An 18100-nucleotide genomic window follows, 5' to 3' on the forward strand; every position below is an offset into this window, starting at 1 on the left:
GCGCTAGGGAGCGCAGCACCGGCCCTAGCGGAACGGCGGCTCGTCGAAGCTGCGCAGCTTGCGCGAGTGCAGGGAATCGAGCTGGCCGCGCAGCAGGTCGAGGGCGGCCAGGCCGATGTGCAGGTGCTGGGCCACTGCCCGCTCGTAGAAGGCGCCGGCCGCGCCGGGCAGCTTGATCTCGCTGTGCAGCGGCTTGTCGGAGACGCACAGCAAGGTTCCGTAGGGCACCCGCAGGCGATAGCCCTGGGCGGCCACGGTGCCGCTCTCCATGTCCACCGCCACCGCCCGCGACAGGTTGATCAGCGGCCGTTCCTGGGCCCAGCGCAGCTCCCAGTTGCGGTCATCGTAGGTGAGCACGGTGCCGGTGCGCAGGCGTCGTTTGAGCGCCTCGCCGCGCTCGCCGGTGACCTGCGCGGCGGCCTCCTGCAGGGCCTGCTGCACCTCGGCGAGGGCCGGCAGCGGGATGTGCGGCGGCAGCACCCGGTCGAGGATGCCGTCGCGGCGCATGTAGGCGTGGGCCAGCACGTAGTCGCCGATGGTCTGCGACTGCCGCAGACCGCCGCAGTGGCCGATCATCAGCCAGCAGTGCGGGCGCAGTACGGCCAGGTGGTCGGTGATGTTCTTGGCGTTGGACGGGCCGACGCCGATGTTGATCAGGGTCACCCCGTGGCCGTCGGCGGCCACCAGGTGATAGGCGGGCATCTGGTAGCGGTGCCAGACCACCGCATCGGCCACCGCCTGGGCGTCCTCCTCGGAGGTGCCGCGCTCGATGATCACGTTGCCGGGCAGCACCATGCGCACGAAGCGCGGGTCGTCGCGCAACTGGGTGAGGCCGTGGCGGATGAACTGGTCGACGTAGCGGTGGTAGTTGGTCAGCAGGATCCACGGCTGCACGTGGCGCCAGTCGCTGCCGGTATAGTGCTGCAGGCGCTTGAGGGAGAAGTCCACCCGCGCCGCGTCGAACAGCGCCAGGGGCATGGGCCCGCCGTTCTCCCAGTCGTGCAGGCCGTCGGCCACGCTGTCGGTGGCGGCGGACAGGTCGGTGCTGGGGAACACCCGGGCCAGTTCGGCGGCGGTCACCCCGCTGCCGGCCAGCTCATCGCCCTGCTCCACCACGTAGGGGTAGGGGATGTTCTGCTGGCCGAGCCCCACCTCCACGGTCACCGTGAAGTCTGCCATCAGCGGGCGCAGCTGGGACAGCAGGTAGCCGCGGAAGGCATCCGGCTGGGTGATGGTCACCGCGTAGGTGCCCGGCACCTGGACCTTGGCATAGGCCCGGGTGGTGCTCGGCACCTCGCCCTGGCAGTGGTAGGTCAGCCGCAGCTCGGGGTAGCGGAACAGCGCGCGCTCCTCCGCGCTGGGCGCGGCACGCTCCCGGATGTAGCGCTTGAGGGCGCGGCGCAGGGCCTCCGTGGCCTCCCGGTGCAGGGCCGCAAGACGGTCGACCGCCTCTTCGGGGCTGCGGGCAACGACGAATTCATCGGTTCTGGCGTTCACTGCGGATCTTCCTTGCTGGATGTTCAGGGCTATCTTGCCTGCTTCCGCCGGCGATGACACGACACGGGCGACGCCGTTCGCCGGCGCGGAGCAGGTCGTCGTCCGCGGCTTGACCCGCGCCACGGCGCTCCCTAGACTCCGCCGCCTTCGTTCCGTCCCCTCTTCCCCACGAGATGCCGCTGCCCACTCCCCTGTCGCGTTCCACTCAGCCCGAGATGGCGCTGCTGACGCGTACCTGGCCGCGCGACGCCCTGCTGCGTCGCCGTCGCGGAGTGCTGTTCGCCTTCACCTTCTCGCCGCCCGCCGCCTGAGTCGCTCGTCTGTCGCGACCCGAGCCTTCTGCCGCAGCTGTCGGACAGCGCATCGCGCCTGTCCCCGTTCTCATTTTTGGCCCTTTGCGGGCGGGAATCGAAAAGTGAATCGCTGGTTGTTGTCCATCCTGATCTTCGCCGTCTCCGTGGTGGGCCTGAGCATGGGCGCCACCCTGCCGCTGGTCTCCCTGCGCCTGCACGAGGCAGGCACCTCCTCGCTGCTGATCGGGGCGATCAGCGCCATGCCGGCTGCCGGGATGATCCTCGCCGCACTGGCCACCAACCGCCTGTGTGGGCGCTTCTCGGGACGCAGCCTGTACCTGGCCTGCTTCGCGCTCTGCGCACTGAGCGCCAGCAGCCTGCAGTGGCTGCCCGACGCCCTGCCCCTGCTGGCCCTGGCGCGCCTGACCCTGGGGATCGGCATGGGCGTGGCGGTGATCCTCGGCGAATCCTGGGTCAACGAGCTGTGCAACGACGCCCGCCGCGGCCAGGTGGTGGCCCTCTACGCGGCCTGCTTTACCGGCTGCCAGCTGGCCGGCCCCGCGCTGATCAGCCTGCTCGGCGAACAGAGTCCCTGGCCGGTGGGCATCGTCACCCTCGGCAACCTGTTGGCCCTGGCGGCGGTCTGGCGCTACCTGCCCGGCGACTGGGGGCAAAGTCCCGAGGAAGAGACACCGCGCAGCTTCTCCCTGACTGGCTTCCTGCGCGTCGCCCCGGCGCTGTGCATCGGCGTGGTGTTCTTCGCCTTCTTCGATGCCGTGGTGCTCTCGCTGTTTCCCCTGTACGCCAGCCTCCACGGCTATGCCCTGCCGCTGGCCGCGCTGATGGCCAGCGTCATCCTCGCCGGCGACATGCTCTTCCAGGTGCCGCTGGGCTGGCTTTCGGACCGCTTCGACCGGCGCGCCATGCACCTGGGATGCGGCCTGATGACCCTCGGTCTGGGCCTGACCCTGCCCTGGCTGATCGGCGTGCCCGGCCTGCTCTGGCCGGCGCTGGCGCTGCTCGGTGCGGCGGCCGGAGGCATCTATACCCTGGCCCTGGTGCTAATCGGCCAGGACTTCCGCGGCGCCGACCTGGTCACCGCGAACGCCTGCGTCGGCATGCTCTGGGGTGTCGGCAGCCTGCACGGCCCGCTGCTCAGCGGCGCGCTGATGAGCCTTCGGCCCGCAGGGCCTGCCGCTGGCCCTCAACCTGGCCGCGGGGGTGTTCACCGGCGCGGCGTTCCTCGCTCTACGCCTGCAACGCCGCGCCCTCGCCAGCTGATCCGGCCCCGTGCCGGCCGCCGAGCCATACTGGGTTCGGCTCAGATCAGGTGCGGGGTAGCGCGTGCCACAAGGGCCTCGACGTCGACGCCGCGCGGCAGGGTGCCGTAGACCCGCCCGCCGCCGGCCAGGCGGCTGGCGATGAAGGCGTCGCTCACCGTGTTGTTGCCGGCCTCGAGGAGCAGCTTGGCCTGCAGCGCCAGGGCTACGTCCTCGGTGAGCTGGCGGGCACGGTACTGGATGTCGTCGGTGTCGGCGAAGCCGGCCTTGATGCGCTGGATGAAGGCCGCCAGGCGGGCGTCGCCGTGACCGTCGCCCAGCTCGGCGAACAGCGCGTCCAGCACCCCGGGCTCCTTGGATAGGGCGCGCAGCACGTCCAGGCACTGCACGTTGCCGGAGCCTTCCCAGATGGAGTTGACCGGCGCCTCGCGGTACAGCCGCGGGAGGATGGTCTCCTCCACGTAGCCGGCGCCGCCCAGGCATTCGCTGGCCTCGGCGATCATTTCCGGGGCGCGCTTGCAGATCCAGTACTTGCCCACCGCGGTGACCAGGCGGGCGAACCTGTCTTCCTGCTCGTCGTGCAGGTTGTCCAGAGCGCGGCCCATGCGCATGCTCAGGGCCAGGGCCGCCTCGCTCTCCAGGGCCAGGTCGGCCAGCACGTTCTGCATCAGCGGCTGCTCGGCCAGCACCCGGCCGCCTACCTTGCGGTGCGCGCAGTGATGGGCGGCCTGGGTCAGCGCCTGGCGCATCAGGCTGCTGGAGCCGACCATGCAGTCGAAGCGGGTGAGCGCCACCATCTCGATGATGGTCGGCACGCCACGCCCCGCCTCACCGACCATCCAGGCCAGGGCGCCACGGTATTCCACCTCGCTGGAGGCATTCGCCCAGTTGCCCAGCTTGTTCTTCAGACGCTGCACGTAGAACTGGTTCCGGGTGCCGTCCGGGCGGTGGCGCGGCAGCAGGAAGCAAGACAGTCCCTTGTCGGTGTAAGCCAGGGTCAGGAAGGCGTCGCACATGGGCGCCGAGCAGAACCACTTGTGGCCGACCAGCTCATAGGCCTGGCCGGGACCGGGGATTCCCACCGGATAGGCGCGGGTGGTGTTGGCACGCACGTCGGTGCCGCCCTGCTTCTCGGTCATCGCCATGCCGATGGTCACGCCGGACTTCTGCTCCATGGGCACGTTGCGAGGGTCGTAGCTGGTGGCGAGGACCTTCGGCAGCCAGCGCTCGGCGATCTCCGGCTGCAGCCGGAGGGCCGGCACGCAGGCGAAGGTCATGGTCAGCGGACAGCCGCTGCCGGCCTCGGCCTGGCTGTGCAGATAGGTCAAGGCCGCGCGGGCCACGTTGGCGCCGGGGCGCGGATCGCTCCAGGGCAGCGAGGGCAGGCCGTGCTCGATGGCCGTGCGCATCAGCTCGTGATAGGCCGGATGGAACTCCACCAGGTCGATGCGATGCCCGTAGCGGTCATGACTCTTGAACACCGGCCTGTTCTCGTTGGCCAGGAAGCCAGCCTGCATCAACGGGCCGCCGGCCAGCGCGCCATAGGCGTCGATGCGCGCCTCGGCCCAGTCACCGCCGAAACGCCGCAGCCATTCCTGCAACGGCAGGTCGATCCGGTAGAGGTTGACGCCGTCCAGGGGCGGCACCTGGTTGAACACCTCGTGGGTTTCCGCGTACTCGTGGCTCAGGCTCATGATTGCTCCTCCTCGGCTGGCAGGCTGGCGCCGACGGCGCGTAGACAGAAGGTGACCAGGGAACGGCTGACCTCGGCCAGGTCGGGACCGCCACCGCCCTGCTCGCGCGCGGCGCGGGCCTGAGGCGAGAGCGGGCCGATCAGGGCCTCGGCGATGGCGCCGACCAGGCAGGCGGCGCACAGGGGGATCCGTTCGATGCGGAAGACGCCGTGGCGCACGCCCTCCTCCAGAAGCTCGACGAACAGCCCGGCGTAAGCCTCGCGGTAGCGCAGGCGCTGGGCGTCCACCTCGGGGTCCACCGGCTCGGCGATCAGCGCGAAGGCCAGCCGGCGGCTGTGCCAGGCGCGCGCGGCGAAGCGTTCCAGACCGGCAGCCAGACGTCTGGCGGGCGGCCCGGGGGCGCGCAGCACATCGGCCAGGGCCTCCACCTCGTGCTGGCTGGCACGGGCGAACACCTCGGCGGCCAGCTCGCCCTTGCCTCGGAAATGCCGGTACAGGCTGCCGGTGGCAATGCCCACGTCATCGGCCAGGGCCTGCATGGTCAGGGCCGCGAAGCCGCCCTCGGCGACCCGCGCCAGGGCGCAGTCGAGGATCCGCTGGCGCAGCTCCAGGTCACGGTCCAGGCGGGCTTCGGTGATGCGGTAGGCCATGAAATGAATCCGGATTCACTTTTTCTTCAGTGAATCAGGATTCAGAGCTTGCCGAAAGCGGGATTTCCGCCAAAGGCGAGAGCAGATGGGCCACGGGCACGACCTCGGACGGCAGCTCCGACACCGCATGCCAGGGTATCAGGGCGGAAGGATCAGGCCCGCACGCTCTCCGTGCGACAGAGCAGCCAGTCGTGCAGCAGGACACGCAGCTCGTCGAACTTCACCGGTTTGGCCAGGTAATCGCTCATTCCGGCGGCCAGGCAGCGCTCGCGGTCGCCGCTGTGGCTGTGCGCGGTGATCGCCAGCACCGGCAGCTCGGCGCAGCCTGGCAGAGCGCGCAGAGCGCGGCAGGTGGCGAAGCCGTCCATCACCGGCATCTGACAGTCCAGCAGCACCCCGTCCACCGACTCACGGCGCAGGATCTCCAGGGCCTCGGCGCCGTTGTCGGCGTAACGCACCCGGTAGCCGAGCTTGAGCAGCATGCCGCGGGTCACCAGCTGGTTGATGGGGTCGTCTTCCACCACCAGCACGGTGCATTCCTCCGGACGGCGCACGGCGGTGCCCTGCGGCCGCTCGCTGGCGGCGCGCGGCAGCTGCGGCGGCAGGGCGAGCGGCACGCAGAGACGGAAGCAGCTGCCGTGCCCGGGCCGCGACTCGTGGGACAGCGTGCCGCCGAGCAGGCCGACTAGTTGCCAGCAGATCGCCAGGCCGATGCCCAGGCCGCCGTACTCGCGGGTCATGGAGCTGTCCAGCTGGTGGAAATGCCCATACAGCCGGTCGCCATCCAGGCCGGCGGAGAAGCCGATGCCACTGTCGATCACCTCCGCGCACAGCGACAGCTGGCCCGGCGCCGGGCCGCTCTGCGCCTCGGCAGAGCGCACGCGGACCCGCACCTGACCGCGGGCGGTGAACTTCACCGCATTGTCGAGCAGGTAGCCCAGGCACTGGCCGAGCCTGGCGCCGTCGCCCTCGAGGATGTCCGGCAGGCTGTCGTCCAGCTGCAGCTCGAAGGCCAGGCCCTTCTCCACGGCGCGCGGCGCGTACTGGGCAGCGAGCCCCTCGAACAGGGCACGCAGGCTGAAGATCTCGCGGCGCGGGTAGAGCTTGTCGGCCTGCAGCTCGGTGAGCACCAGGATGTCGTCGACCATGCGCAGCATGTCGCGGGCCGAGCTGCTGGCGGTCCGATGATACTGCTCCTGCTCGCCCTCCAGGGGCAGGGTCTGCATCAGCTCCAGGGAGCCGATCACCCCGTTCATCGGCGTGCGCAGCTCGTGGGTCACGGTGGCGAGGAACTCGTCCTTCAGGCGGTTGCTGTTGGCCAGTTCCTGGTTCAGGGCCTCCAGCTTGCGCCCGGACTCCTCGAGGATGCGCGCCCGCTCCTCCTTCATGGCATTGATGCGGTCGGCCAGGGCCAGGGACAGCAGGGCGACCTCGATGGCCGAGCCGATCTGGCTGGAATACATGGTGAAGAAGGTGTTCGGCAGATAGCCGAGGACCATCAGGGTGTTGATGATCCCGCCGAGCAAGAAGGCGCTCCAGGCGATGATGAAGTAGCGCGCCACGCGCATGCCACGCAACCAGGCGGTGATCCCCGCGGTGAAGATCACGATGGTGAACAGCAGCGCCACCGTGGTGGTCCAGCGCAGCGCCAGGTCGTAGCCGGCCAGCAGCGCCAGCAGCATGCCCACCGCTCCGGCGCCCATCATCAGCAGCAGGCCGCGGTCGATCCACGGGCTGTGCTCGGCGGTGTGCAGGAAACTTCGTGCGAACTGGCTGCCAAACAGCGCCGCCGAGCCGATCAGGAAGGGCGTTGCGGCGTTCGCCCACCAGGGGCTGTCCGGCCAGAAGTACTGGATCCCCGCACCGTTCACCGACACCTGATAGAGGCCGAAGGAGGCGATGTAGAGGATGTAATAGAGGTAGCTGATGTCGCGCACGCTCAGGTAGATGAACATGTTGTAGATCAGCATCACCAGGAGCACGCCGTAGATGATGCCGAGCACGTAGATGCGCGACGGCTGGGCTTCCAGGTAGGCGGTCGGCGACCACAGCGCCAGCGGGGCCTGGATCGACCCCTGGCTCTGCAGGCGCAGATAGACGCGCTTGGTCTCCCCGGGCTGCATCTCCAGCTCGAACAGGTAGTTGTTCTGGCGCAACTCGCGGCTGGAGAAGGGCAGCGCATCGCCGGTGCGCCGGGCCAGACGGAAGCCGCCCGCGCCGTCCGGCAGGTAGAGGTCGACATGATCCAGCGGCGGATAGGCCAGCTCCAGCAGCCAGGCCTGTTGGCCGCGGGCCTGCCTGGGCCGGTAGCTGAGGTCGAGGCGCAGCCAGAACACCGAGCGCGAATAGCCGGCGTTCAGCACCTCGCGGTCCAGCGCGCGGAAGCTGCCCTGCAGCGCCGGGGAGAGGATTTCCTCGAGACTGGTCTGGCCACGCACGTCCTCGAAGACGTAAATGTGCCGGCCAAGCGGCAGGTGCCGGGTGTGCTCGTCGAACTCGACCGCGCCGGCCAGACTCGCCAGCAGGGTCAGAAGGAGAAACAGGCCGTAGCGCATGGTGCCCCGCAAAGCCCCGGCGGACCGCGCCGGAGAGCCCCACACTCCCCACCCTGGCCGATCACGCGAGACGATTGTTGGAAGGCGTCCACTCTAGCACAGCGAGGCCGCGCCGGACGCGCCCCTGCGGTCGAAAGCACGCCGCGAAGGTGCTAAGCTCGCGCACCATGAATACCTACAACTCCCGTCCCGTCGTTCTCTGCCTGTCCGGCCACGATCCGAGCGGTGGCGCCGGCCTGCAGGCAGACATCGAGGCCCTGCTCGCCCAGGGCTGCCACGCGGCGCCCACCGTCACCGCCCTGACCGTCCAGGACACCGTCAACGTCTCCGATTTCCACGTCCTCGACCGTGACTGGGTGCTCGCCCAGGCCCGCGCGGTGATCGCCGACATGCCGGTGGCCGCGGTCAAGCTGGGCATGCTCGGCTCCACCGAGATGGTCGATACCGTGCTCGAACTGATGCAGGCGCTGCCCGGCGTGCCGCTGGTCTGCGACCCGGTGCTGCGCGCCGGCGGCGGCGGCGCCCTGGGCAAGGACGAGGTGGGCTACGCGATCCGCGAGCGGCTGTTCCCGGTCGCCGCCATCGCCACCCCCAATCTGCCGGAGGCACGGATCCTCGCCGAGCTGCCGGAAGGCAGCGCCGATGAATGCGCCGAGCGACTGCTGCCGCACATCGAACATCTGCTGATCACCGGTGGCCACGGCGACGAGGCCGACGTGCACAACCGCCTGTACAACCGCGACGGCAGCCGCCACACCTTCCCCTGCCCGCGCCTGCCCGGCAGCTACCACGGCTCCGGCTGCACCCTGGCCAGCGCCCTGGCCGGCCGCCTGGCCCTCGGCGAGAGCCTGGTCAGTGCGGTGGAGTCAGCCCTGGCCTACACCTGGCGCACCCTACGCGACGCCGAGCGCCCCGGCCAGGGCCAGTACGTGCCGCGCCGCCTGCCGCTGGACTTCTGCTCGTGAGCCAACTGCGCGGCCTCTACGCGATCACCGACAGCCAGCTGCTCGCCGGCGAGCGCCTGCTGCCCTACGTGGAGGCTGCCCTGCGCGGCGGCGCCCGGCTGCTGCAGTACCGCGACAAGTCCGCCGACCAGGAGCGCCGCTACGCGGAAGCCGCGGCCCTGGCCGAGCTCTGCGCCCGCCACGGTGCCAGCCTGATCATCAACGACGACCTGGCCCTCGCCGAACGCCTCGGCGTCGGCCTGCACCTCGGCCAGGATGACGGCTCACTCGCCGAAGCGCGCTGCCGCCTCGGCCCGGATGCGCTGCTCGGCGCCACCTGTCATGCCCGGCTGGACCTGGCCGAGCGGGCCGTCACCGAGGGCGCCAGCTACCTCGCCTTCGGGCGCTTCTTCAACTCCAACACCAAGCCCGGCGCGCCGGCCGCCACGCCGCAGCTGCTGGACGAGGCCGCTCGGCGCTTCGCCCTGCCGGTCGTCGCCATCGGCGGCGTCACTCTGGACAACGCCCCGGGCCTGATTGCCCGCGGCGCCAGCCTGGTGGCGGTGGTGCATGCCCTGTTCGCCGCCGACTCGGCCGCCGAGGTGGAACGCCGCGCCCGCGCCTTCGCCGCCCTGTTCTAAGGAGAGAGCAGAAAGCCAATGGCCAACAAGTACGCCATGATCGACCTGGAAAATGTTCAACCCGCCTCGTTGCAGAAACTTAGAAACGAGGGCTATCAGCTGAGGATCTTCGTCGGTGCCCATCAGCCGAAGATCAGCGTGGATCTCGCCGGTGAGATTCAGGAGTTCGGCGAGCGGGCCAAGTACATCCGAATGCAGAACAGCGGCAAGAACGCGCTGGACTTCCTGATTGCCTTCTACATGGGACAGATTTCCAGCAGCGAGCCTGACAGCGAGTTCGTGGTCATATCGAAGGACACCGGCTACGACCCGCTACTCAAGCACATGCGCAGCCTGGGGCTCAAAGCAAACCGCAGTGCGGCGGTGGTAAGTGCAGCCCCGGCTCCGAAGCCTGCTGCGCCGAGTAGTCAGAAGAAGTCGCCGGCCCAGATGAGCGCGGCGGAGCGTGTGACGTTTGCCATTCAGTACTTAAAAAAGGCGGGCAAGGCCAAGCCAGCCACTCGCAAGACGTTGGGCACAGCGCTGGACTCTGCCTTCCAGAGGAAACTGGGTCCGCTCGTCATCAATGACCTGATCAATGAACTCACCAAACAAGGGGTGGTGATCGACAAGCAAGGGTCGCTCATCTACCAGCTCAACTCCTGAAGGAATCCCCCTCATGTCCCGTTCCGAAACCCTCTTCGCCAACGCCCAGAAACACATCCCCGGCGGCGTCAACTCGCCGGTCCGCGCGTTCAAGAGCGTCGGCGGCACCCCGCTGTTCCTCAAGCACGCCGAAGGCGCCTACGTGATCGACGAGGACGACAAGCGCTACGTGGACTACGTCGGCTCCTGGGGACCGATGATCCTCGGCCACAGCCACCCGGCGGTGCTCGACGCGGTGCGCCGCCAGCTGGAGCACGGCCTGTCCTACGGCGCGCCGACCGCTCTGGAAGTGGAGATGGCCGAGCTGGTCTGCTCGCTGGTGCCGTCCATGGACATGGTGCGCATGGTCAGCTCCGGCACCGAGGCAACCATGAGCGCGATCCGCCTGGCCCGCGGCTACACCGGCCGCGACAGCATCATCAAGTTCGAGGGCTGCTACCACGGCCACTCCGACAGCCTGCTGGTCAAGGCCGGCTCCGGCGCCCTGACCTTCGGCGTGCCCAACTCCCCCGGCGTACCGGCGGCCTTCGCCAAGCACACCCTGACCCTGCCGTTCAACGACCTGGCCGCAGTGGAGAAGACCCTGGCGGAAGTCGGCAAGGAAGTGGCCTGCATCATCGTCGAGCCGGTGGCCGGCAACATGAACTGCGTGCCGCCGGCGCCGGGCTTCCTGCAAGGCCTGCGCACGCTGTGCGACCAGCACGGCGTGGTGCTGATCTTCGACGAGGTGATGACCGGCTTCCGCGTCGCCCTCGGCGGCGCCCAGGCGCTCTACGGGGTAACCCCGGACCTGTCCACCTTCGGCAAGATCATCGGCGGCGGCATGCCGGTGGGCGCCTTCGGCGGCAAGCGCGAGATCATGGAGAAGATCTCCCCCCTCGGCCCGGTCTACCAGGCCGGCACCCTGTCCGGCAACCCGCTGGCCATGGCCGCCGGTCTGACCACCCTGAAGCTGATCAGCCGTCCGGGCTTCCACGACGAGCTGACCGCCTACACCAGCCGCATGCTGCAGGGGCTGCAGGAGCGTGCCGATGCCGCCGGCATCCCCTTCGTCACCACCCAGGCCGGCGGCATGTTCGGTCTGTACTTCAGCGGTGCCGACGACATCGTCACCTTCGCCGACGTGATGGCCAGCGACGCCGAGCGCTTCAAGCGCTTCTTCCACCTGATGCTGGAAGGCGGCGTGTACTTGGCGCCCTCCGCCTACGAGGCGGGCTTCACCTCCATCGCCCACGGCGAGACCGAACTGAAGATCACGCTGGACGCCGCCGAGCGCGCCTTCGCCGCGCTCAGGTAAGCCCCGCGGCGGCGCCCAGCGCGCCGCCGTCCCTCCCGGGCGTTGCCAGGGCACAAAGACCTTTGTAAGTCGAAGCCGGCTTATCCCATAATGTGACCGCCGACGCGTTTCGTCGGTGGGCACACCGCTCGCACGGTTGTTTGAGGCGCCTGGATTTTCATGAACCGCACCGGTCGCAGCCTGTTCATGGGCTGCCTGCTGCTCGTTTCCCCCTTGCTGGCGAACGCGGGCGGCAATTCCCTGCTGATCCCCGCCACCGGGCGCTGCACGCTGAACGCCGCGCCCGAGGACCTGCCCCAGGCCCTGGCCGAATGCCAGCAGACCGCCCAGACCGGCGACCCCCAGGCCCAGTACGAGCTGGGCGAGTTCTACTACGACGGCAAGCGCACCCCCCGCGACCTCGACAAAGCGCTCAAGTGGTTCGAGCAGGCCTCCCTGCAGGGCCATGCCCTAGCCCAGGAGCGGCTGGGGATGATGTTCTTCCGCGGCGAGGGGGTGAAGGCCAATAACGTGCAGGCCTACATCGTGCTGAAGATGGCCGCGGTGAACGGCGCCGACGAGGCCATGGACAGCGCCGACCTGGTGGCCGCACAGATGCGTGCCGACGAACTGGAGATCGCCACCCGAGTGCTCGGGCAGATCTTCCGCAACTATCTGCAGGAGCTGCAGGCCGCCGAGGGCACCACCCCCTTCGCCCCGCTACCCTAGTGGCGCCGCGTCCGATCAGCCCTTGCGATCGGGCATCGGCATGGGGAAGGGCATCACGTTACCGCCCTTGGCCTCGCTGATCTTCGCCGTGCCCAGACGCTCCACCTCGTCGATGCGGATGATCGAGTGCATCGGCAGGAAGCTGCGAATCACCCCCTCGAACTGCGCCTTGAGCTTCTCCTCGCTGGGATCGACGACCACCTGGGTGCGCTCACCGAAGACGAACTCCTCCACCTCCAGGAAGCCCCAGATCTCGCTCTGGAAGATCTGCCTGGCATACACCTCGTAGACCTGGCCCTGGTTGAAGAAGATGACCTTGTAGATGGGATCGCTCTTGCTCATGGATCGGGAAGGGGGACGACTGGAACAGGGCCGCGAATCATAGCACAGCCTTCCGGCAGGCAACCCTAGGAAGGGCGCCGCCCCGGCACTATAATGCGCGGTCCTGCGAATCCAGCCGACACACGCGCATGACCAAGAAGCTTTACATCGAGACCCACGGTTGCCAGATGAACGAGTACGACAGCTCGCGCATGGCCGACCTGCTGGGCGAACACCAGGCCCTGGAAGTCACGGAGGACCCGGCGGAAGCCGACGTAATCCTGCTGAACACCTGCTCGATTCGCGAGAAGGCCCAGGAAAAGGTGTTCTCGCAATTGGGTCGCTGGCGCGAACTCAAGAAGGTCAACCCGGACCTAGTGATCGGTGTCGGCGGCTGCGTGGCCAGTCAGGAGGGCGCGGCGATCCGCGAGCGCGCCCCTTACGTGGACGTAGTGTTCGGTCCCCAGACCCTGCACCGCCTGCCCGAGATGATCGACGCCGCGCGCAGCACCCGCACGCCGCAGGTAGACGTGTCCTTTCCGGAGATCGAAAAGTTCGACCGCCTGCCCGAACCGCGGGTCGACGGTCCCAGCGCCTTCGTCTCGGTGATGGAAGGCTGCAGCAAGTACTGCACCTTCTGCGTGGTGCCCTACACCCGCGGCGAGGAAGTCAGCCGGCCGCTCGACGACGTGCTCGCGGAGATCGTCCACCTGGCCGAGAACGGCGTGCGCGAGGTGACCCTGCTGGGCCAGAACGTCAACGGCTACCGCGGCCCCACGGCCGACGGTCGCATCTGCGACTTCGCCGAACTGATCCGCATCGTCGCGGAAATCGACGGCATCGAACGGATTCGCTACACCACCAGCCACCCCCTGGAATTCTCCGACGCACTGATCGCCGCTCACGCCGAGGTGCCGCAGCTGGTCAAGTACGTGCACCTGCCGGTGCAGGCCGGCTCCGATCGCGTGCTCGCTGCCATGAAGCGCAACCACACCGCCCTGGAATACAAGTCGCGGGTCCGCAAGCTGAAGGCCGCGGTGCCGGACATCTGCATCAGCTCGGACTTCATCGTCGGCTTCCCGGGGGAAACCGACAAGGACTTCGAGCAGACCATGAAGCTGATCGAGGAGGTGGGCTTCGACTTCTCCTACTCCTTCATCTACAGCCCGCGCCCCGGCACCCCGGCCGCCGACCTGCCCGACGACACCCCGGAAGAGGTCAAGAAGCAGCGCCTGCACATCCTCCAGCAGCGCATCAACCAGCAGGGCTTCGAGATCAGCCGACGGATGGTCGGCAGCGTCCAGCGCATCCTGGTCAGCGACTACTCCAAACGCGACCCGGGGATGCTCACCGGGCGCACCGAGAACAACCGCATCGTCAACTTCCGCTGCGACAATCCGCGGCTGATCGGCCAGTTCGTCGACGTGCGCATCGACGAGGCGCTACCCCACTCGCTGCGCGGTACCTTGCTGAACGACGGCAACCTGCACTGAACGACCCAGAAAAGAGACGCCGGCGCCCCGACTTTTCCACGGGGGCGCCCGGGTTTATGCTTCGACTCATCTCCCCTGCCGACTGGCGGCACACACGACCTTGAACGCATCCACTGAACCGCTCCGCTTTCTCCTCGAACCCTTCGAGTCCCGCCGCTTCGCCAATCTCTGCGGACAATTCGACGAACACCTGCGCCTGATCGAACAGCGCCTGGGCATCGAGATCCGCAATCGTGGCAACCAGTTCGAACTGGTCGGCGGCGACGCCAAGAAAACCAAGGCCGCCGCCCAGCTGCTCAAGCACCTGTATCGCGAGGCCGAAGCCACCGAGCTGTCGCCCGACCTGGTGCATCTGTTCCTCCAGGAATCCGGGGTCGAGGAGCTGGTCAACCCCAGCGCGGACACCAGCGGCATCACCCTGCGCACCCGCAAGGGCGTGATCCGCCCGCGCGGCGCCAACCAGCAACGCTACGTCAAGGCGATCCTCGAGCACGACATCAACTTCGGCATCGGCCCGGCCGGCACCGGCAAGACCTACCTGGCGGTGGCCTGCGCGGTGGACGCCCTGGAGCGCGAGCGGGTGCGGCGCATCCTGCTGGTGCGCCCGGCGGTGGAGGCCGGCGAGAAGCTCGGCTTCCTGCCCGGCGATCTGACCCAGAAGATCGACCCCTACCTGCGCCCGCTCTACGACGCGCTCTACGAGATGCTCGGCTTCGACCAGGTAGCCAAGCTGATCGAGAAGCAGGTGATCGAGGTGGCGCCGCTCGCCTACATGCGCGGCCGCACCCTGAACAACTGCTTCATCATCCTCGATGAAAGCCAGAACACCACCATGGAACAGATGAAGATGTTCCTCACCCGCATCGGCTTCGGCTCCACCGCGGTGATCACCGGCGACATCACCCAGGTCGACCTACCGCGTGGCACCCGCTCGGGTCTGACCCACGTGATCGACGTGCTGCACAAGGTTCCGGGCATCTCCTTCACTCACTTCAAGCCCAAGGATGTGGTCCGCCATCCGCTGGTGCAGCGTATCGTCGAGGCCTACGAGCGCCACGACAACCGCCAGCACGGCAAGGTGGACGACGAGGCGGAACGCCACGATGGTTGAGCTGGACCTGCAGATCGCCACCAGCGCGTCGGTGCCGACCCTCGAACAGTTCCGCCGCTGGTGCGAACTGGCCCTGCGCCAGCGCCAGGGCGACTCGGAACTGACCATCCGCCTCGCCGACGAGCCCGAGGCCCGCGAGTTGAACCGCACCTACCGGCACAAGGACTACGCCACCAACGTGCTGTCCTTCCCCGCCGAGGTTCCCGACGAACTGCTCGACATCCCGCTGCTGGGCGACCTGGTGATCTGCCCGGCGGTGGTCGAGCGCGAGGCCGCCGAGCAGGGCAAGTCGCTGGAGGCCCACTGGGCGCACCTGGTGATCCACGGCTGTCTGCATCTGCTCGGCTACGACCACATCGAGGACGCCGAAGCCGAGGAAATGGAAGCCCTGGAACGGGAATTGCTGGCTGAACTTGGCCATCCCGATCCCTATCGCGATGACGAATGAGAAGCCACTGAGCACGGATATATGAGCGAAGATCGATTGAGCAACGGGCACAGGTCCTGGCTGGAACGCATCGTCCAGGCCTTTGCCCACGAACCCAAGAGCCGTCAGGAGCTGCTCGAGCTGCTCCGCGAAGCCCACCAGAACAAACTGCTCGACAGCGAGGCGCTGTCGATCGTCGAAGGCGCCATCCAGGTCGCCGACCTGCAGGTCCGCGACATCATGGTGCCGCGCTCGCAGATGGTGATCATCAAGGCCTGCCAGACGCCCCGAGAATTCCTCCCGGCGATCATCGAATCCGCCCACTCGCGCTTCCCGGTCATCGGCGACGGTCCCGACGACGTGATCGGCATCCTGCTGGCCAAGGATCTGCTGCCGCTGATCCTCGAGGACAACCACGACAGCTTCAACATCAAGGACCTGCTGCGCCCGGCCACCTTCGTGCCGGAGTCCAAGCGGCTCAACGTGCTGCTGCGCGAGTTCCGCGCCAACCACAACCACATGGCGGTGGTCATCGACGAATACGGCGGCGTCGCCGGCCTGGTGACCATCGAGGACGTGCTCGAACAGATCGTCGGCGACATCGAGGACGAGCACGACGTCGAGGAGGACAGCTACATCAAGCCGCTGCCCTCCGGCGACTTCCTGCTCAAGGCGCTGACCCCCATCGAGAACTTCAACGAGGCCTTCGATAGCGACTTCAGCGACGAGGAGTTCGACACCATCGGTGGCCTGGTGATGCACGCCTTCGGCCACCTGCCGAAGCGCAACGAGATCACCGAGGTGGGCAACTTCCGCTTCCGCGTGCTCAGCGCCGACAGCCGGCGCATCCACCTGCTGCGCCTGACCCCGCTGGAGCGCTAGGCCCCCAAGCCGCCCTCTCCCCCGGGAGAGGGCCGGGGCGAGGAGCGGCGAAACCTTCCGGACCGGACTGTCTTCCGGCTTTCTCCCCGGCCGCGCCATCCAGTACCCTTGCCCGCCTAGCCATCCCTCCAAGGACCCACGATGCGTTGGATCTCTTACCCCGGCTGGCCGGGCAACCTGCTGGCCGCAGCCGCCGGCGCCCTGACTACCCTGGCCCTGGCCCCCTTCGACTACTGGCCGCTGGCCCTGCTATCCCTCGCCCTCTACTACCTGGGCCTCCGCGAGCTGAGCCCGATGCAGGCGCTGGGCCGCGGCTGGTGCTACGGCCTAGGCCTGTTCCTCGCCGGCACCAGCTGGGTCTACGTCAGCATCCACGACTATGGAGCCGCCTCGCCGGCGCTGGCTGGCTTCCTGACCATCGGTTTCTGCGCCGGGATGGCGCTGTTCTTAGCCCTGCCCGCCTGGTTGTGGGCGCGCTGGCTGCGCCGCAACGAGGCGCTGCTGGCCGACGCCCTGGCCTTCGCCGCCCTGTGGCTGGCCCAGGAGGCCTTCCGCGGCTGGTTCCTCACCGGCTTTCCCTGGCTGTACGCCGGCTACAGCCAGCTGGACGGCCCGCTGGCCGGCCTGGCCCCCGTCGGCGGCGTCTGGCTGATCTCCTTCGTGCTGGCGCTGAGCGCCGCGCTGCTGGTCAACCTGGCACGGCTGCGCGCCCGTCCGGCGTTCCTCGGCGCCGGCTTGGTGCTTCTGGCCACCCCCTGGCTGCTCGGCTTCCTGCTCAAGGGGCACGCCTGGACACAGCCGGCCGGCGCGCCACTGCGGGTCGCCGCCCTGCAGGGCAACGTGCCGCAGCAGCTGAAGTGGGACCCGGCGCAGTTGGAGGCGCAGCTCGCCCTGTACCGCGACCTGAGCTTCGGCAGCCGCCCGGCAGACCTGATCGTCTGGCCGGAGACCGCGGTGCCGGTGCTCAAGGAGTTCGCCGACGGCTACCTGGGGGTCATGGACCGCTTCGCCCGCGAACGCCAGTCCGCGCTGATCACCGGCGTGCCGATCCGTCAGCTCAACGAACGCGGCGAGAAGCGCTACTACAACGGCATCACGGTGATCGGCGAGGGCCGGGGCACCTACCTCAAGCAGAAGCTGGTGCCCTTCGGCGAGTACGTGCCGCTGCAGGAGTTGCTGCGCGGACTGATTGCCTTCTTCGACCTGCCCATGTCCGACTTCGCCCGCGGCCCGGCCGGCCAGCCGCCGCTCAAGGCACGCGGCTACGCGGTGGCGCCCTACATCTGCTACGAGGTGGTCTACCCGGAATTCGCCGCCGAGCTGGCCGCGCAGAGCCAGCTGCTGCTCACGGTGAGCAACGACACCTGGTTCGGCACCTCCATCGGCCCCCTGCAGCATCTGCAGATGGCCCAGATGCGCGCCCTGGAGGCCGGCCGCTGGATGATCCGCGGCACCAACAACGGGGTCACCGCACTGATCGACCCCTTCGGACGCATCGCCGCACAGATTCCGCAGTTCGAGCGCGGCGTGCTCTACGGCGAGGTGGTGCCCATGCAGGCGCTGACGCCTTATCTGAAGTGGCGCGCTTGGCCGCTGGCGATCCTCTGCGCACTGATCTTCGCCTGGGCGCTGCTGGCCAGCCGTATGGCCAAGACCCTCTGA

16 protein-coding genes and 1 pseudogene are annotated in these 18100 nt (G+C 68.3%); 12 read left to right on the forward strand and 5 right to left on the reverse strand.

The genetic code is table 11. From position 1 onward, the window contains the following. Positions 1–24: 24 nt before the first annotated feature. Positions 25–1497, reverse strand: a complete 1473-nt coding sequence (gene amn / locus H165_RS0103305; RefSeq protein ID WP_017937485.1) for an AMP nucleosidase — start codon at positions 1495–1497, stop codon at positions 25–27. A gap of 173 nt (positions 1498–1670) precedes the next feature. Between amn and H165_RS19735 the strand changes: the two genes are divergently transcribed. Together H165_RS19735 and H165_RS18345 are read left to right on the forward strand one after the other, a co-directional pair. Continuing rightward, positions 1671–1808 carry a hypothetical protein gene (locus H165_RS19735; protein ID WP_017937486.1) on the forward strand — a complete coding sequence of 46 codons (138 nt, stop codon included), beginning with the start codon at positions 1671–1673 and terminating at the stop codon, positions 1806–1808. 104 nt (positions 1809–1912) lie between these two features. Then, positions 1913–3071, forward strand: a pseudogene (locus H165_RS18345) (MFS transporter). A 40-nt stretch (positions 3072–3111) separates the two neighbouring features. On the opposite strand, the gene H165_RS0103320 reads toward H165_RS18345, so the two are convergent. The 3 genes from H165_RS0103320 to H165_RS0103330 form a co-directional block, all read right to left on the reverse strand. Then, entirely contained in the window at positions 3112–4764 is a 1653-nt protein-coding gene (locus H165_RS0103320) for an acyl-CoA dehydrogenase family protein (protein ID WP_017937487.1), read from the reverse strand. Then, the gene (locus H165_RS0103325) at positions 4761–5414 is read right to left on the reverse strand and encodes a TetR/AcrR family transcriptional regulator (RefSeq protein WP_017937488.1); all 654 of its coding nucleotides are present in this window, start codon (positions 5412–5414) and stop codon (positions 4761–4763) included. The genes H165_RS0103320 and H165_RS0103325 overlap by 4 nt, the downstream gene beginning before the upstream one ends. A gap of 152 nt (positions 5415–5566) precedes the next feature. After that, positions 5567–7969: a hybrid sensor histidine kinase/response regulator gene (locus H165_RS0103330; protein ID WP_017937489.1), complete on the reverse strand. Its 2403-nt coding sequence runs from the start codon at positions 7967–7969 to the stop codon at positions 5567–5569. 167 nt (positions 7970–8136) lie between these two features. On the opposite strand from H165_RS0103330, the gene H165_RS19915 reads away from it, so the two are divergent. The 5 genes from H165_RS19915 to H165_RS0103355 all read left to right on the forward strand — a co-directional run bounded on the left by H165_RS19915 (position 8137) and on the right by H165_RS0103355 (position 12204). Continuing rightward, complete coding sequence (locus H165_RS19915) at positions 8137–8934, forward strand: hydroxymethylpyrimidine/phosphomethylpyrimidine kinase (RefSeq protein WP_017937490.1); 798 nt, start codon at positions 8137–8139, stop codon at positions 8932–8934. Beyond that, positions 8931–9554 (forward strand): thiamine phosphate synthase, encoded by a 624-nt coding sequence (gene thiE, locus H165_RS0103340; protein ID WP_017937491.1) that lies wholly within the window; start codon positions 8931–8933, stop codon positions 9552–9554. Before H165_RS19915 ends, thiE begins: the two co-directional genes overlap by 4 nt. An 18-nt stretch (positions 9555–9572) precedes the next feature. Continuing rightward, positions 9573–10199 carry a PIN domain-containing protein gene (locus tag H165_RS0103345; RefSeq protein WP_017937492.1) on the forward strand — a complete coding sequence of 209 codons (627 nt, stop codon included), beginning with the start codon at positions 9573–9575 and terminating at the stop codon, positions 10197–10199. A gap of 13 nt (positions 10200–10212) precedes the next feature. Then, a complete protein-coding gene (gene hemL, locus H165_RS0103350; protein WP_017937493.1) occupies positions 10213–11496 on the forward strand; it encodes a glutamate-1-semialdehyde 2,1-aminomutase in 1284 nt (427 codons plus the stop codon). 159 nt (positions 11497–11655) lie between these two features. Then, positions 11656–12204 carry a tetratricopeptide repeat protein gene (locus tag H165_RS0103355; protein WP_017937494.1) on the forward strand — a complete coding sequence of 183 codons (549 nt, stop codon included), beginning with the start codon at positions 11656–11658 and terminating at the stop codon, positions 12202–12204. Positions 12205–12219: 15 nt separating this feature from the next. Here the strand turns inward: H165_RS0103355 and H165_RS0103360 are convergent, their stop codons facing one another. Further along, positions 12220–12546 carry a DUF1820 family protein gene (locus H165_RS0103360; protein WP_017937495.1) on the reverse strand — a complete coding sequence of 109 codons (327 nt, stop codon included), beginning with the start codon at positions 12544–12546 and terminating at the stop codon, positions 12220–12222. 128 nt (positions 12547–12674) lie between these two features. Between H165_RS0103360 and miaB the strand changes: the two genes are divergently transcribed. From miaB to lnt, 5 genes are all read left to right on the forward strand, one after another. Further along, on the forward strand, positions 12675–14018 hold the full coding sequence (miaB, locus tag H165_RS0103365; RefSeq protein ID WP_017937496.1) for a tRNA (N6-isopentenyl adenosine(37)-C2)-methylthiotransferase MiaB: 1344 nt from the start codon (positions 12675–12677) through the stop codon (positions 14016–14018). A 100-nt stretch (positions 14019–14118) separates the two neighbouring features. Continuing rightward, positions 14119–15129 (forward strand): PhoH family protein, encoded by a 1011-nt coding sequence (locus tag H165_RS0103370; protein WP_017937497.1) that lies wholly within the window; start codon positions 14119–14121, stop codon positions 15127–15129. Next, a complete protein-coding gene (gene ybeY, locus H165_RS0103375) occupies positions 15122–15577 on the forward strand; it encodes an rRNA maturation RNase YbeY (RefSeq protein WP_017937498.1) in 456 nt (151 codons plus the stop codon). The genes H165_RS0103370 and ybeY overlap by 8 nt, the downstream gene beginning before the upstream one ends. A gap of 21 nt (positions 15578–15598) precedes the next feature. Next, positions 15599–16438 (forward strand): HlyC/CorC family transporter, encoded by an 840-nt coding sequence (locus tag H165_RS0103380; protein ID WP_026146325.1) that lies wholly within the window; start codon positions 15599–15601, stop codon positions 16436–16438. A 141-nt stretch (positions 16439–16579) separates the two neighbouring features. Then, complete coding sequence (gene lnt / locus H165_RS0103385; RefSeq protein WP_017937500.1) at positions 16580–18100, forward strand: apolipoprotein N-acyltransferase; 1521 nt, start codon at positions 16580–16582, stop codon at positions 18098–18100.

The sequence above is a fragment of the Pseudomonas thermotolerans DSM 14292 genome (assembly GCF_000364625.1).
GTDB classification, from domain to species: domain Bacteria; phylum Pseudomonadota; class Gammaproteobacteria; order Pseudomonadales; family Pseudomonadaceae; genus Aquipseudomonas; species Aquipseudomonas thermotolerans.

Coding starts and splice junctions, on each gene's coding strand:
- H165_RS19735 (WP_017937486.1), top strand. CDS start 1,671: ATGCCGCTGCCCACTCCCCTGTCGCGTTCCACTCAGCCCGAGATGGCG.
- H165_RS0103380 (WP_026146325.1), top strand. CDS start 15,599: ATGAGCGAAGATCGATTGAGCAACGGGCACAGGTCCTGGCTGGAACGC.
- H165_RS0103360 (WP_017937495.1), bottom strand. CDS start 12,546: ATGAGCAAGAGCGATCCCATCTACAAGGTCATCTTCTTCAACCAGGGC.
- H165_RS0103330 (WP_017937489.1), bottom strand. CDS start 7,969: ATGCGCTACGGCCTGTTTCTCCTTCTGACCCTGCTGGCGAGTCTGGCC.
- hemL (WP_017937493.1), top strand. CDS start 10,213: ATGTCCCGTTCCGAAACCCTCTTCGCCAACGCCCAGAAACACATCCCC.
- H165_RS19915 (WP_017937490.1), top strand. CDS start 8,137: ATGAATACCTACAACTCCCGTCCCGTCGTTCTCTGCCTGTCCGGCCAC.
- miaB (WP_017937496.1), top strand. CDS start 12,675: ATGACCAAGAAGCTTTACATCGAGACCCACGGTTGCCAGATGAACGAG.
- H165_RS0103355 (WP_017937494.1), top strand. CDS start 11,656: ATGAACCGCACCGGTCGCAGCCTGTTCATGGGCTGCCTGCTGCTCGTT.
- lnt (WP_017937500.1), top strand. CDS start 16,580: ATGCGTTGGATCTCTTACCCCGGCTGGCCGGGCAACCTGCTGGCCGCA.
- H165_RS0103320 (WP_017937487.1), bottom strand. CDS start 4,764: ATGAGCCTGAGCCACGAGTACGCGGAAACCCACGAGGTGTTCAACCAG.
- H165_RS0103345 (WP_017937492.1), top strand. CDS start 9,573: ATGGCCAACAAGTACGCCATGATCGACCTGGAAAATGTTCAACCCGCC.
- ybeY (WP_017937498.1), top strand. CDS start 15,122: ATGGTTGAGCTGGACCTGCAGATCGCCACCAGCGCGTCGGTGCCGACC.
- H165_RS0103325 (WP_017937488.1), bottom strand. CDS start 5,414: ATGGCCTACCGCATCACCGAAGCCCGCCTGGACCGTGACCTGGAGCTG.